Source organism: Hyphomicrobium sp. 2TAF46, from assembly GCF_052114865.1.
Classification (GTDB): domain Bacteria; phylum Pseudomonadota; class Alphaproteobacteria; order Rhizobiales; family Hyphomicrobiaceae; genus Hyphomicrobium_B.
On the sequence record NZ_JBFRFO010000012.1, the window covers coordinates 134196 to 148177 of the forward strand.

General features: G+C 62.3%; 9 protein-coding genes. 6 read left to right on the top strand and 3 right to left on the bottom strand.

Annotated elements, in window-relative coordinates; all coding sequences use genetic code 11:
• Positions 1 to 19 precede the first annotated feature (19 nt).
• From bamA to lpxB, 5 genes are all read left to right on the top strand, one after another.
• Positions 20 to 2416, top strand: a complete 2397-nt coding sequence (gene bamA / locus AB4Z24_RS21275; RefSeq protein ID WP_441711449.1) for an outer membrane protein assembly factor BamA — start codon at positions 20 to 22, stop codon at positions 2414 to 2416.
• 189 nt (positions 2417 to 2605) lie between these two features.
• A complete protein-coding gene (gene lpxD, locus AB4Z24_RS21280) occupies positions 2606 to 3667 on the top strand; it encodes a UDP-3-O-(3-hydroxymyristoyl)glucosamine N-acyltransferase (protein ID WP_441711451.1) in 1062 nt (353 codons plus the stop codon).
• A gap of 51 nt (positions 3668 to 3718) precedes the next feature.
• Positions 3719 to 4222 (top strand): 3-hydroxyacyl-ACP dehydratase FabZ, encoded by a 504-nt coding sequence (gene fabZ / locus AB4Z24_RS21285; protein ID WP_441711453.1) that lies wholly within the window; start codon positions 3719 to 3721, stop codon positions 4220 to 4222.
• Complete coding sequence (gene lpxA / locus AB4Z24_RS21290) at positions 4215 to 5021, top strand: acyl-ACP--UDP-N-acetylglucosamine O-acyltransferase (protein ID WP_441711455.1); 807 nt, start codon at positions 4215 to 4217, stop codon at positions 5019 to 5021. The genes fabZ and lpxA overlap by 8 nt, the downstream gene beginning before the upstream one ends.
• Positions 5022 to 5041: 20 nt before the next feature.
• Positions 5042 to 7498, top strand: a complete 2457-nt coding sequence (lpxB, locus tag AB4Z24_RS21295) for a lipid-A-disaccharide synthase (RefSeq protein ID WP_441711457.1) — start codon at positions 5042 to 5044, stop codon at positions 7496 to 7498.
• Here the strand turns inward: lpxB and gltA are convergent.
• Together gltA and gltX are read right to left on the bottom strand one after the other, a co-directional pair.
• Complete coding sequence (gltA, locus tag AB4Z24_RS21300) at positions 7459 to 8769, bottom strand: citrate synthase (protein WP_441711459.1); 1311 nt, start codon at positions 8767 to 8769, stop codon at positions 7459 to 7461. The genes lpxB and gltA overlap by 40 nt on opposite strands.
• A gap of 185 nt (positions 8770 to 8954) precedes the next feature.
• Positions 8955 to 10496 (bottom strand): glutamate--tRNA ligase, encoded by a 1542-nt coding sequence (gene gltX, locus AB4Z24_RS21305; protein WP_441711461.1) that lies wholly within the window; start codon positions 10494 to 10496, stop codon positions 8955 to 8957.
• Between the two features lie 111 nt (positions 10497 to 10607).
• Between gltX and AB4Z24_RS21310 the strand changes: the two genes are divergently transcribed.
• Positions 10608 to 12950: a ComEC/Rec2 family competence protein gene (locus tag AB4Z24_RS21310; protein ID WP_441711463.1), complete on the top strand. Its 2343-nt coding sequence runs from the start codon at positions 10608 to 10610 to the stop codon at positions 12948 to 12950.
• Here AB4Z24_RS21310 and lexA read toward each other — a convergent pair.
• Positions 12944 to 13687 carry a transcriptional repressor LexA gene (lexA, locus tag AB4Z24_RS21315; RefSeq protein ID WP_441711465.1) on the bottom strand — a complete coding sequence of 248 codons (744 nt, stop codon included), beginning with the start codon at positions 13685 to 13687 and terminating at the stop codon, positions 12944 to 12946. The two genes, AB4Z24_RS21310 and lexA, sit on opposite strands and share 7 nt — an antisense overlap.
• Positions 13688 to 13982 lie beyond the last annotated feature (295 nt).

A 13982-nucleotide genomic window follows, 5' to 3' on the forward strand; every position in this document is an offset into this window, starting at 1 on the left:
CACGGGGGCAATTCCGCGTATGCAGAAATTTAGGATCATCCTGGCGGGACTGCGCCTTATTGTGGCGCTTGCGGTTCTCTCGCCGATGGTCGCCATGAGTGACGCTGCCTGGATATCCGGTCCCGCGTCGGCTCAGGGTGTGATCAAGAACATCGAAGTCGTCGGTAACCGGCGCGTCGAACCTGAAACTGTACGCTCGTACCTGCAGTTCGGGGCGGGCGATCCCTACAATGCCTCGAAGATCGACGCGTCGATCAAAGCCCTGTTCGGAACCGGCCTCTTCGCCGACGTTTCCATGGACTACAAGGGCCAGACCGTCGTCATCACGGTCAAAGAAAATCCGGTCATCAATCAGGTTGCCTTCGAGGGCAACAGCGAGGTCGACACTGCGACCCTGACCGGTGAAGTCCAGTTGAAGCCGCGCACGGTTTTCACGCGCGCCAAGGCTCAGGCTGACGTTCAGCGCATTCTCGACGTTTATCGCAGGCAGGGCCGCTTCGCCGCCGCCGTCGAACCGAAAATCATTCAGCTCGAGCAAGACCGCGTCAACCTCGTCTTCGAAATCGACGAAGGCGCGGCGACGAAGGTCAAGGGCATCAACTTCGTCGGCAACCACGCCTTCTCAGATAGCCAGCTGCGCGACATCATTTCGACGACGCAGGCCGGCTGGTTCGACTTCCTCAAGGGCACGTCGGTCTACGACCCCGACCGTATGAACCTCGATCGCGAGCTCATCCGCCAATACTATCTCAAGAACGGCTATCCCGACGCCTCCGTCACGGCTGCAAACGCCGAGATTGATCCTGATGGTTCGGGCTTCCTCATCACGTTCGCGATCGACGAAGGCCAGCCGTATACCTTCGGCGCGATCAACGTGGAAAGCTCGCTGCCGGGCATCGATGGCAGCACGTTCACCGGTGATCTGCTGACGCAGGCTGGCACTACGTACGACGCGTCGCAAATCGACAAGACGGCGGAACGGCTGACGCTTAGCATTGCGGACCAAGGTTATGCGTTCGCCCGCGTTCGCCCACGTCCGATCCCCGATGCGGCAAGCCGCACGATCGCCATTACGTATGTCGTGGACGAGGGCCCGCGTATTTACATTGAACGTATCAACATCGTCGGCAATACGCGCACGAAGGACTTCGTGATCCGTCGCGAATTCCGCCTGGCTGAAGGCGACGCTTTCAACACGCTGATGGTTGATCGCGCGAAGAAGCGCTTGCAGGGTCTTGGACTATTCAAGAACGTCGACATCAAGCGGCGTCCCGGATCGGCGCCTGATCGTATCGTCCTCGATGTGGTCGTTGAAGAGCAGTCGACGGGTGAACTCTCGTTCGGCGCCGGCTACTCGACGAGTGAAGGCGTGATCGGCGACGTGTCGATCACCGAGCGCAACCTGTTCGGCAATGGCCAGTTCGTTCGCCTGAAACTCGCTGGCTCCTTCGAACGCATGCAGGTGGATTTCTCGTTCACCGAACCGCGCTTCCTCGACCGCAACTTGGCGGCCGGCTTCGACCTTTTCTACAAGCAGCTCGACTACACGCAGCAGTCCGGCTTCGAACAGAAGAAGTTGGGTGGCCAGGTTCGTCTCGGCTTCCCGATTGCCGAAAACCTCTGGATGCAGACGGCGTACTCGATCTCGCGTGATGAAATCTTCAACGTCTCGAACGACGCTTCGGCTGCGATCAAGGAGGCTTGCGGCGCCACCGATTTCACACTTGGTGATACTCCCAACTGCAAAAACAGCGCCTATTGGACGTCGCTCATCGGCACCACGATCAGCTACGACAAGCGCAACAACGCGCAGAATCCGAACAAGGGTTACTACATTGAAGTCGGCAATGACTTCGCGGGTCTCGGCGGCGACGCTCAGTACTGGCGCGTCAATGCCGAAGGTCGCTTCTACTACCCGATCACCGACAAGATCACCTTCGTCGGCCGCGCCGTCGGCGGCATGATCCAGGGCTGGGGTGGCCAGGACGTTCGACTGCTCGATGCCTTCTTCAAAGGCGGCGAGACGGTCCGCGGCTTCGATCGGTCGGGCTATGGCCCGCGCGACATCGGTCCAAATTCGCCGAACTCAGATGCGCTCGGCGGCCAGAAGTACTGGGCTGCGACTGCCGAAGTCCGCTTCCCGATCCCCTACGTGCCTGACGATCTGGGCATCAGCGCCGCTGTCTTCGCCGACGCCGGTTCGCTGTGGGACGCGACGGCAGGTGCAAAGCGTGCAATCGCGTCCGTTGGTACGGACACTTTGGGAGACAGCAGCTCAGTCCGCTCGTCTGTCGGTGGCAGCTTGATGTGGAACTCGCCGGTTGGCCCGCTGCGCATGGACTTCGCAAAGGTCATCACCAAGGAGAGCTACGACGAGACGCAGTTCTTCCGCTTCGGTGCACAAACGAAGTTCTAAGTCTGAGCCGAACGGCCCGAAGATTTGCTAAATTCGAGAGCGGCGCCATCAGCGCCGCTCTTTTTCCTATGGGTTTAAGCACGCTGGAATGGGCTATCGCCGTCAGGGACTTGCCAACATCCTTCCGGTCGTTCATTCAACCCCTCCAACACTGACAGAACTGTAACCACGGCGACCGGAGGCGGCGTTATGGAGCATCCCGGATTCTTTGAACGCGCCGGACCTTATTCACTCTCCGAAGTAGCAGTGGCCGCCGGCGCGGAAATTCCGAGCGGCGCGGACGCCACCGTCAAAATCGATGACGTGCGCCCGCTGCATGAGGCGGGCGCCTCCCACGTCTCATTCATCGACAACAGGAAATATCTCGCCCAGCTTGATGCGACGAAAGCCGGAGCCTGCCTCGTCGTCCCGGCGCTCGCCGAACGCGTTCCAGCCGGCACGACGCAGCTCATCACCAAGCAGCCCTATCATGGCTTCGCCCGCGCTCTGGCGCTGTTCTATCCCGGTGCGATGCAGCCTCTGGTGGCCACCGCAGGCGCTCCGCCCATCGATCCGACGGCGAAGCTCGAGCCGGGGGTCATCGTCGAGCCCGGCGCGATCATCGGTCGTGAAGCGCAAATCGGTGCAGGGACCCGTATCGCCGCGGGCGCCGTCGTCGGGGCGCGCGTAACGATCGGACGGGACAGCTTCATCGGCGCGCTGGCGACCATAACCCACGCTCTCGTCGGCGACCGGGTTATCATCCATTCCGGTGCCCGCATCGGCCAGGACGGCTTTGGATTCGCCATGGGCCGCACCGGACACCTCAAAGTGCCTCAAATCGGCCGTGTGATCGTCCAGGACGACGTCGAAATTGGAGCAAATACAACCATAGACCGCGGCGCCCTTAAGGATACGATCATTGGTGAGGGCACGAAAATTGATAATCTCGTCCAGATCGGGCACAACGTCATCATCGGTCGCCATTGCGTGATCGTTGCGATGTGCGGCATCTCAGGCTCGACCGAGCTTGGCGACTTCGTCGTCATGGGCGGTCAATCCGGAACTGTCGGTCACATCAAAATCGGCAGCGGTGCGCAGGTGGGCGGGGCTTCGCACCCGACACACGACGTGCCGCCGGGTGCCCGCTATTTCGGCACCCCAGCGAAGCCCCTGCGCGAATCCGCGCGTGAACAGGCCATGATCAAGCGGCTCGTCGCGCGCGATAAAGACAGCTATGAGGACGGGACGCCGGAGCCTGACGAAGGCTGACGCCCCGGTAGGCTCGGTCGTTCGAGCATAATTTTTTTGGAGCACACGACGATGGAAGGCAAGGCAACGGCGGTCAAAACCCTCGGCACCGCGGATATCAACCGGGTGATGAAGCTGTTGCCGCATCGCTATCCGTTCCTTCTGGTCGACCGGATGTACGACATGGACGCGGACGAGAGCTGCGTCGGCGTCAAGAACGTCACCATCAACGAGCCGTTCTTTCAGGGCCACTTCCCGCAGTTCCCCGTCATGCCGGGCGTGCTCATCATCGAAGGCCTCGCGCAGACGGCAGGCGCGCTCTGCGTCTCGAACGTCGGTCACGACTACAAGGCCGAGCTCGTCTATTTCATGGGCATCGACAACGCCAAGTTTAGGAAGCCCGTTCTGCCCGGCGACCAGCTCCATTACCACGTGCGCAAGATCCGCAATCGCGGCCGCGTCTGGCGCTTCAAGGGCGAAGCGAAGGTCAACGGCAAAACGGTGGCCGAGGCCGAAATCAGCGCCATGTTGGCGGACACCGCCGATGCGCGCGCGTTTGCGAGCCAAAATGGCTGACGTGGACGTCCATCCGACGGCCATCGTCGAAGACGGGGCGAAGTTGGCAGCCGGCGTTAAAGTCGGGCCCTTCTGTGTGGTCGGCCGCGAAGTGACGCTCGCCGAGCGCGTCGAACTCGTGAGCCACGTTGTCGTTGCCGGAACGACCGATATCGGCGCCGGCACGCGCATCTTTCCATTCGCATCGATCGGCCATCAGCCGCAGGATCTGAAATACAAGGGCGAGCCTTGCTCGCTTTCGATCGGCTCGGATTGCATCATCCGCGAAGGCGTGACGATGAACCCTGGTACTGCAGGCGGCGGTTCGGTAACGGTCGTCGGCAACGGCTGCGCCTTCCTTGCGAACAGCCACGTCGGCCACGATTGCCACGTCGGCAACGGCGTCATCTTCTCGAACAACGTCATGCTGGCCGGGCATTGCAACGTCGGTGATTTTGCGATCATCGGCGGTGGCGCCGCCATCATTCAGTATGCCCGCGTCGGCCATCACGCTTTCGTCGGCGGCATGTCGGGCCTCGAAAACGATCTCATCCCCTACGGCATGGCGCTCGGCAATCGCGCCCATCTCTCGGGGCTGAACATTGTCGGCCTGCAACGGCGCGGCTTTTCGCGGAACGACATTCACGATCTTCGCCGTGCCTACCGGCTGCTCTTCGCTGCTGAAGGCACGCTCATCGAGCGCATGGAAGATGTCGCCGAAGAGTTTGCCGGTCACGCCTCGGTGCAGGAAATTCTCGCGTTCATACGCCAGGGCGGGAAGCGATCGCTGTGCACGCCGAAGAACGGCGAAGAGAGCTGAAACCGCCAATGGACGGTCCGATGAAGCGCATCGGGATCATCGCTGGAGCCGGTTCGCTTCCTCTTGAAGTCGCCCAAAGCGTCACGCGCCGCGGCGGCGAGGTTCACGTCATCATGGTCGAGGGCGCCGCCGATCCGGCGCTCGCCGCGTTCCCGCATACCGTTGTCAATTGGGCGCAGCCCGGACGCGCGATGACGGCGTTCCGGAGTGCAGGCATCAGTCATGCGCTGCTGCTCGGCGGTTATCGGCGCCCTTCGTTTTTGACGGCGCGTCCTGACCTCGCATTCCTGCGGCTCGCTCCGGCCGTCGTGAAACTGTTGAAGGCAGGCGGCGACGACGCCGTGCTGCGCGGCGTGCTTGCGCAATTCGAAACGCTTGGCCTTCATATTGTTGGCGTCGGTGAAGTAGCGCCCGAACTTCTCATCGGCGAAGTCAATCTGACGGCAACTTTGCCATCAGCGGAGAACGCTGCAGACATCGCGCACGGTTTCGATCTCGTCGCCGCACTTGGACGCTTCGACATCGGCCAGGCAGCGGTCGTCAGCCGCGGCCACATCGAAGCGATCGAGGGTGCGGAAGGCACGGACCGCATGTTGAAACGCGTCGCCGACGCGCGCCGGGCCCGCGGCGACAGCGAACGCTATGGCGTTCTCGTCAAGCGTCCAAAGCCCGGGCAGGACCTTCGCGTCGATCTCCCCGCCATCGGTCCGAACACGGTCCTAGGCGCCGACGCTGCCGGCTTGGCTGGCATCGCTGTCATGGCTGATCATGTGCTCGCCGCCAACCGCTCCGCCATGATCGCGAATGCCGTCGTGCGGGGCCTCTTCATTGCCGGCATAAAAGCCGGTGAAGGGAAGCGCGAGACGGCGAGCTTCGCCGACGTCCGGACGGACGTGCTGGGCGATCTTCCGATCAATCCTGCGGCCGAAGCGGATGTCGCGCGCGCCGCCGGTGTTCTTTCCGCGTTGTCGTCTTTTGGCGGCGGCTCGGCGGTCGTCATCGACGGCGGACGCATCCTCGCCGTCGGCACATCGGACGAGCCCGCAGCGGTCGCAGAACGTGTGAGATCGCTGCGCGGGAAGAATACGCGCCGCCGCGGCATCCTCGTCGTCGGCGAAAAATATCGGCTCGACGAACCATTGGTGGCTGCCGCTCGGGATGCGCACCTCACAGGCATCGTGACCACCGGCAACGCCGCTGCTCTCGCGACGTCTTCCAGTGTCATTCGCTTGGCAAACAGTTCCGCAATGTTCGTCGCCTCTTCACAGTCGGAAACAGGACCGGAGCCGTTGAAAATTTTTCTCGTCGCGGGCGAGCATTCGGGCGACGCGCTGGGCGCCAAGCTGATCGCCGGGCTGAAGACGCAACATGCCGGGCCGATTTCGTTCTCGGGCGTCGGCGGCGAGGAGATGACGGAGCTGGGCTTCCGATCCCTGTTCCCAATCGAAGACGTCGCCGTCATGGGCCCGATGTCCATCCTGCCGAAGCTTCCACGCATCATCCGCCGCGTTTATCAGACCGTCGACGCGGCGATCGCGTTCGCGCCGGACGTTGTCGTCATCATCGACAGCCCCGAGTTCACCCACCCGATCGCGAAACGCATCAGGAAGCGCGCGCCGCATATCCCGATCGTCGATTATGTAAGTCCGAGCGTTTGGGCCTGGCGACCGGGACGCGCCAAGAAAATGCGACCCTACGTCGATCATATCCTGGCGCTTCTGCCGTTCGAGCCGGAAGCGCACGCGCGCCTCGGTGGCCCAAACTGCACTTACGTCGGTCATCCGCTGATCGAAAAGCTCGATGAAATTCAAAAGGCCGATGCCGACGGCCTCGCATCTCGCCTTGGTCTCGCGCCTGACCGTCCGGTCGTGCTCGTTCTCCCGGGCAGCCGCACGTCGGAAGTCGAACGCTTGATCGACGTGTTCGGCGAGGCCGTAGCACGCGTCGCGTCGTCGAAGGGGCCGATCGAAGTCGTCATTCCGGCCGTCCGGCATTTGCGCGATCGCATCGTCGCGAAAACCGTGGCATGGACGCCGAAGCCGCACATCATCGACCCTGACGACAAATACGCGGCGATGCGCCTTGCCCGCGCCGCGCTCGCGGCATCCGGCACCGTGACCCTCGAACTCGCGCTCGCCGGCACGCCGTCGGTCGTCGCCTACAAGGTCGACAAGGTGATGGCGAATCTCAGGTTCCTGCTGAAGGTGCCGAGCGTCGTGTTGGCAAACCTCGTGATCGGCCGGAACGTCTATCCCGAATATCTGCAGGAGGCGTGCACGGCCGAAAATCTGGCAAACGCCATCGAGCCGCTTCTGAGCGATACGGATGCTCGCTCGGCGCAACTCGAAGGACTAAGCCTCGCGCCGGAAAAGCTTCGCCCCGCCGCCGCGAGTCCAAGCGAGGCGGCAGCAGGTGTCGTGTTGTCGGTTGTGGCGGATCAGGCCGAGGGGAAATCGCGGCGCGGCGGTCCGATGTAGAGCTGCCTCGGACGGCCGATGCGCTGCTCCGGATCCTCGATCATTTCTTTCCACTGCGCGATCCAGCCGACCGTCCGCGCGACGGCGAACAGCACGGTGAACATATCGACCGGGAAACCCATCGCCCGAAGGGTGATGCCGGAATAGAAGTCGATGTTCGGATAGAGCTTCTTCTCGATGAAGTACTCGTCCTGAAGCGCGATGCGCTCCAGTTCCATCGCAACCTTGAGCAGCGGATCGTCGCCGTGGCCGAGGGCATCGAGCACTTCGTGGCAGGTCTTCTGCATCACCTTGGCGCGCGGATCGTAGTTCTTGTAGACGCGATGGCCGAACCCCATCAGCCGGAAGCCGGACGACTTGTCCTTGGCGCGCTTCACGAATTCAGGAACGCGATCGACGGTGCCGATTTCCTTCAGCATGTTCAGCGCAGCTTCGTTGGCGCCGCCGTGTGCGGGACCCCAAAGGCAAGCGATGCCGGCTGAGATGCACGCAAAGGGATTGGCTCCCGACGAGCCCGCCAGGCGCACCGTCGAGGTGGAGGCGTTCTGCTCGTGATCGGCATGCAGGATGAAGATGCGATCCAGCGCCCGCGAGATGATCGGATTGACGATGTAGGGCTCGCACGGAACGGCGAAGCACATCTGCAGGAAGTTGGACGTGTAGTCGAGATCGTTGCGCGGATAGATGAAGGGCTGGCCCATCGAATATTTGTAGGCCATTGCCGCCATCGTCGGCATCTTCGCGATCATGCGGTGGCTAGCGACCTCGCGCTGCGCCGGATCGTTGATGTCGGTCGAGTCGTGATAGAACGATGACAGCGCGCCGACCGTTCCGACCATGACGGCCATCGGATGCGCGTCACGCCGGTAGCCCGTGAAGAATCGCGTCATCTGCTCATGAACCATCGTGTGGTTCGTGATCGTCTTACGGAAGCCGATGAACTCGCTGTTTGTCGGCAGCTCGCCGTAAAGAAGGAGATAGCAGACCGCCAGGAAGTTCGTGTTTTCCGCGAGCTGATCAATGGGATAGCCGCGATAGAGCAGCTCGCCCTTGTCGCCATCGATATAGGTGATCGAGCTCTTACAGTTCGCGGTCGAGGTGAAGCCCGGATCGTAGGTGAAGCAGCCGGTGTCCTTATAGAGGCTCGTAACGTCAATGACGTCGGGGCCAATAGTGCCGGAACGCACCGAAAGCTGAACCTGCTTATTGTCGACCGTCAATGTTGCGCTGGGCTTCGTTCCGCCCTTGGCACCTTTGTCGTGGATGTTCATGCTCGCAACCTCACCCCGGAAGACACGACCGATGCCTGAAGTAACTATCGCATTTCCCGTGCACGGGGCTGATGTCGGCGGCCCGGTGTACGTATGGCGGCCTTCAAAAAAGCAATCGGCTAATGAAGGATTTAACGGATTTTTTGCGGTGCGGCAAGAGATCGTTAAGGTGCCGCACGTCGGGGTTAACCGGCGGCATCCGCAATCCGGCCGAGGCTCTCCTCGCGCCCGAGCACCTCAAGCACGTTGAACACGGGTGGCGAAACCGAACGCCCCGTGAGCGCCGCGCGAAGCGGCTGCGCGACGTTGCCGAGCTTCAAGCCCTTCTCTTCCGCGTAGGTTTTGACCTTGGCTTCCAAGAGCGCGGCGGACCATTCCGCCTCACCGACCTCTGACAAGAGTTTAAGCACCTCGCCATTCGAGGCGCGGCCTTCCGGTCCGAGCAGCTTCGCCGCCTTGTCCTCAAGCTTCAGCGGCCGCTCGGCAACGATGAACAACGCGCCGCCAACGAGTTCCGCGAGCGTCTTCGAGCGCTCCTTGAGCGACGGAATGGCTTGCGTGAATTTTCCCCATCCCTTGGCCCCGAAGAGATCCGCGAGTTCCTTGCCTGTCGAAACGGCGGGAAGCTGCCGCAGCACCTCGCGCGCCAAAGCAACGTCCGGACGCGCCGGAGCTTTGGGATCGGACGGCAGTTCCAGGAGCGCCTGAAAATTGAGATGCGGCAGCATTCCGCGAACGTGCTCTTCGAGTTCCTCGTCATGCGCGGCGCGGATGTAGTAGCCGTTCAAGTCGTCGAGCTTCTTGAAGTCGAGCCGCGCCGGGCTCTTGTTGATGCCGTCGATGTCGAACCAGCGGATGAGATCATCCGTTGAAATGATCTCGTCATCGCCATGGCTCCAACCGAGGCGCACGAGATAATTGCGCAGAGCAACCGGCAGGTAGCCCATGTCGCGATATTCTTCGACGCCCTGCGCACCGTGACGCTTCGAAAGCTTCGCGCCGTCCGCCCCGTGAATGAGCGGAACGTGCGCGAATTCCGGAACGTGCCAGCCCATGCCCTGATAAATCTGCGTCTGCCGCGCCGCGTTGGTCAGATGGTCGGCACCGCGGATGACGTGCGTGATTTCCATATCATGATCATCGACGACGACGGCGAGATTGTACGTCGGATTGCCATCGGACCTGAGGATGATCAGATCGTCGAGATCCTTGTTCGGGAATGCCACGCGGCCCTGCACGTGATCGTCGACGATCGTCTCGCCCTCGCGCGGCGCCTTGAGGCGAACCGCCGGCTTCACGTCTTTCGGCGCATCCTCCGGATCGCGGTCGCGCCAGGGTGAAAGGAAAATCTGCGGCCGCCCCTCGGCCTTGGCCTTCTCGCGTGCGGCTTCGATTTCGGCGGGCGACGAATAGCAGTAATAGGCGGCGCCACGGGCGAGAAGCTCGTTCGCAACCTCCCGATGCCGGTCCGCGCGCGAGAACTGCGAGACGACCTGACCGTCCCATTCGAGGCCGAGCCATTTCACGCCGTCGAGGATGGCAGCAACCGCCGCTTCGTTGTTGCGCTCGCGATCCGTATCCTCGATGCGCAGGAGAAAGCGTCCGCCACGGCCGCGCGCATAGAGCCAGTTGAAGAGCGCCGTGCGCGCGCCTCCGATGTGCAGATAGCCCGTCGGAGAGGGTGCAAATCGTACGATGGGCGCACTCGGTGTAACGGTCTCGGACATTGGACCTTTTTGCTCGCCTGCCATTGAGGGAATGAGGCTCCGCTCGTAGCATGTGAGGTGGAACAAGTTAAGAGGCCGCAAAAATCGGCCTGGCTTGCAATTGGGCGGGGCATGTCGGTCGAAACGGCGGGGCCAGAGATCGGATTTCCGGCGCAACCGGAGCGTGGCCTTAGCCGTGCCGCGCTTCTGTTCGACGCGGAACGGGAAAGCTTTTTTCTCTGGGCGCCCGTCTGTCTCGGCGCCGGCATCGCCGCCTACTTCGCACTCTCCGTCGAGCCACCGGCGCTGATGGCATTCGCGCCTGTCGTGCTGGCGCTCATCTTGCGTTCGACCGTGCGCTCCGGAACGTTGTCCGCAACCATGATGATGGCCTTCGTTTTGGCCGGAACCGGCTTTGCGCTTGCAAAGCTGCGTGTCGAAGCCGTGCGCGCGCCGGTTTTGACCAAAGCCCTCCACAGTGTCGAGGTCACGGGCACCGTATCTATGGTCGAAGCGAAGATCCCGCGCGGCCAGCGGCTCACGATACGCAAGCCCGAGATCGCAGGCTTGAGCGCCAGTCAAACCCCCGCGGTCATTCGCATCCGCACGATGTCCGCGCGCGTGCTCGCAGCGCCGGGAGACCGCATTCGCATCAAGGCGAACCTGTCGCCGCCTGCGAAACCGCAGCTGCCCGGAGGTTTCGACTACGCCCGCACCGCATGGTTCGATTCCGTCGGCGCCGTGGGATATGCCTTCGCGGCACCCATCATTGAAGGGCACGAGGAATCCGGCACGCTTACCCAGTGGTATCGCCAGGCGATTGAAACCGTTCGCCAGGGAATTGCCGTTCGCATTCGCCAGGCCTTGCCGGGAGAAACCGGCGAAATCGCGCTCGCGCTCATAACGGGCGAGCGCGGCGGCATCACAGCCGAGACGAACAACGCCTTCAAGAATTCCGGCCTCTTTCACATCCTGTCGATCTCCGGCCTGCATATGGTGATCGCAGCCGGCGCCGTGTTCTATTCCGTCCGTCTGATGCTCGCCGCCGTTCCGCTGATCGCGTTGACGTTGCCGATCAAAAAAATCGCGGCCACATTGGGAATAATCAGCGCGATCGCCTATCTCGCGATTTCCGGCGGACAGTTTGCGACCGTCCGTTCGGCGCTGATGATCCTGATCATATTCGGAGCCGTCCTTCTCGATCGTCCGGCGCTGGCATTGCGCAACGTGGCGCTCGCGGCGTTCCTGATCCTCCTCGTTTATCCGGAAAGTCTCCTCGATGCCGGCTTTCAGATGTCGTTTGCTGCCGTCACCGCGCTCATCGCGTCGCACGAGACTTTGAGCAATTTCCTCGGACGGGAGTCACGGCCGAACCCACTGTTGAAGATCGTGAAATTCTTCGGCGAAATCATCGCCTCGACTCTTGTCGCGAGCGCCGCCGTCGCGCCGTTCGCCGCCTACAATTTCCACCAGAGCCAGCAATACGCCGTGCTCGGCAACATGATCGCCATTCCGATCTGCAACATCATCGTTATGCCGTCGGCGCTGCTCGCGATGGTGCTGATGCCGTTCGGACTGGAATGGATCGGTCTGAAGCCGATGGGCTGGGGCATCGAAGGCATGGCGTGGTGCGCGAACAAGGTCGGCGCGTTGCCCGGCGCCGTCGGCCACATTCCGGAAATTCCAGCGCTGGCGTTCGTGCTGATGCTCACGGGCGGAATATGGCTTTCGCTCTGGCAGACACGCATCCGCCTTCTGGGCGTCGCTCTCGTGTTTCTCGGTCTGCTCGTCGCGCCTTGGATGCCGCGGCCCGATATTCTGATCGGCCAGAAGGGCTTGATCGCCGTGCGCGACGCCTCCGGAAAGCTTTCCGCGCTGCCGGCGAAGGGCTCGAAATACGATCTCGACCGCTGGCTCGAATACGACGGCGATGGCCGCACCGCTCGCGACGCCCAACGCGGCGACGCCTTCACATGCGACGCGGCCGGATGCATCGCCCATGTCAAAGGCGCAACTGTCGCCGTCGCTCAGCATCCCGCCGCCATCGCCGACGATTGCCTGAACGCCGACGTGCTGGTCATCAACGACCCGAAGCCGGAAGACTGCGCGGTCCCGCGAACCGTCATCGATGTTTTCGACCGCTGGCGTAACGGCGCCTATGCGCTCTATGTCGACCGGAGCGACGATAGCCCGGAACCGCGCGTGCGCCTCGAAACCGTCGCCGCCCATCGCGGCGAACGGCCCTGGAGCGTGATGCCGGAACGGAAGACGCCCGGACTGCCGAAGCCGCGTATCGTGGAGACGCCGGGGGCGGGGACACCCCCGCCAACCGCGCAGGTGCGCTCGACTGAACAGGTCGAAGCCGGGCCGCGAACCCGTGCCGAAGATGATCCGGGGGAGGGGGCCGAACTTGCGAGCGACTGGCCCGAAGTAGACCCGGCCGCCGAAATACCACCCGCCAGCGACGCTCAGTAGCGCCTGAGAAGCCCGACGAGCCGGCCCTGAATGTCGATCTGGTCCGGCCCGAAAATGCGCGTCTTGAATTCCGGATTAGCGGCTTCGAGCGCGATCGTCGAGCCCTTCTTGCGCAGCCGCTTCAGCGTCGCTTCCTCGCCCTCGACGAGCGCGACGATGATGTCGCCGTTCTCGGCGTTGTTGCAGCGCCGGATGATGACGGTATCGCCGTCATGGATGCCCGCCTCGATCATCGAATCGCCCTTCACCTCGAGCGCGAAATGCTCGCCATTCGTCAGAATGTCGGGCGGCACGGCGATGTCGTGGGTGTGGTTCTGAATGGCGCTGATCGGCGTACCGGCGGCGATCCGGCCCATGACCGGGATCGAAACCGTCCGCGCGTCGATGACGTGCGAAGGCGGTGGTGGCGCAACGCTCGCCCGCGGCCCCGAGCCCTCGATCACGCTCGGCTGGAAACCGCCGCGCTGCGGTGCGATCGAAGCGACCGACGCGCTCGCGCCTGCGCCCTGGCCAACACTCTGATTGTCCGGAAGTTTGATCACTTCGATGGCCCGCGCCCGGTGCGGCAGGCGGCGGATGAACCCGCGTTCCACGAGGGCCGTAATGAGCCGGTGAATGCCGGACTTTGACCGGAGATCCAGCGCATCCTTCATTTCATCGAAGGAAGGGGGCACGCCGCGTTCCTGCATGCGCGCGTGGATAAACAGCAGCAGGTCTTTCTGTTTCTCGGTGAGCATCGCGTTTCGTCTCAAGCCTTTTCTGGCTGTGCGAGCGCCGACGGCCGAAACGCTGACCACCGGTCGGTCACCCGCAGGATGACGGTACAAATCATGTATGTACGCTACACGTTCTCCTCTCGTTCTGCAAGCGCACGCTGCGATATGGTAATGTCTCAGTTTGAAATTCTAGCCTGTGTGGTCTTTGCGGCATCCTTCATCGGCACAATTGCCGAAGGGCATTTGGGCGTAGCCGAACGTCAAACTGGCTGGGTTCGCGCCGGGAACGAATGCGAACGGATCACCGGCTATAAAG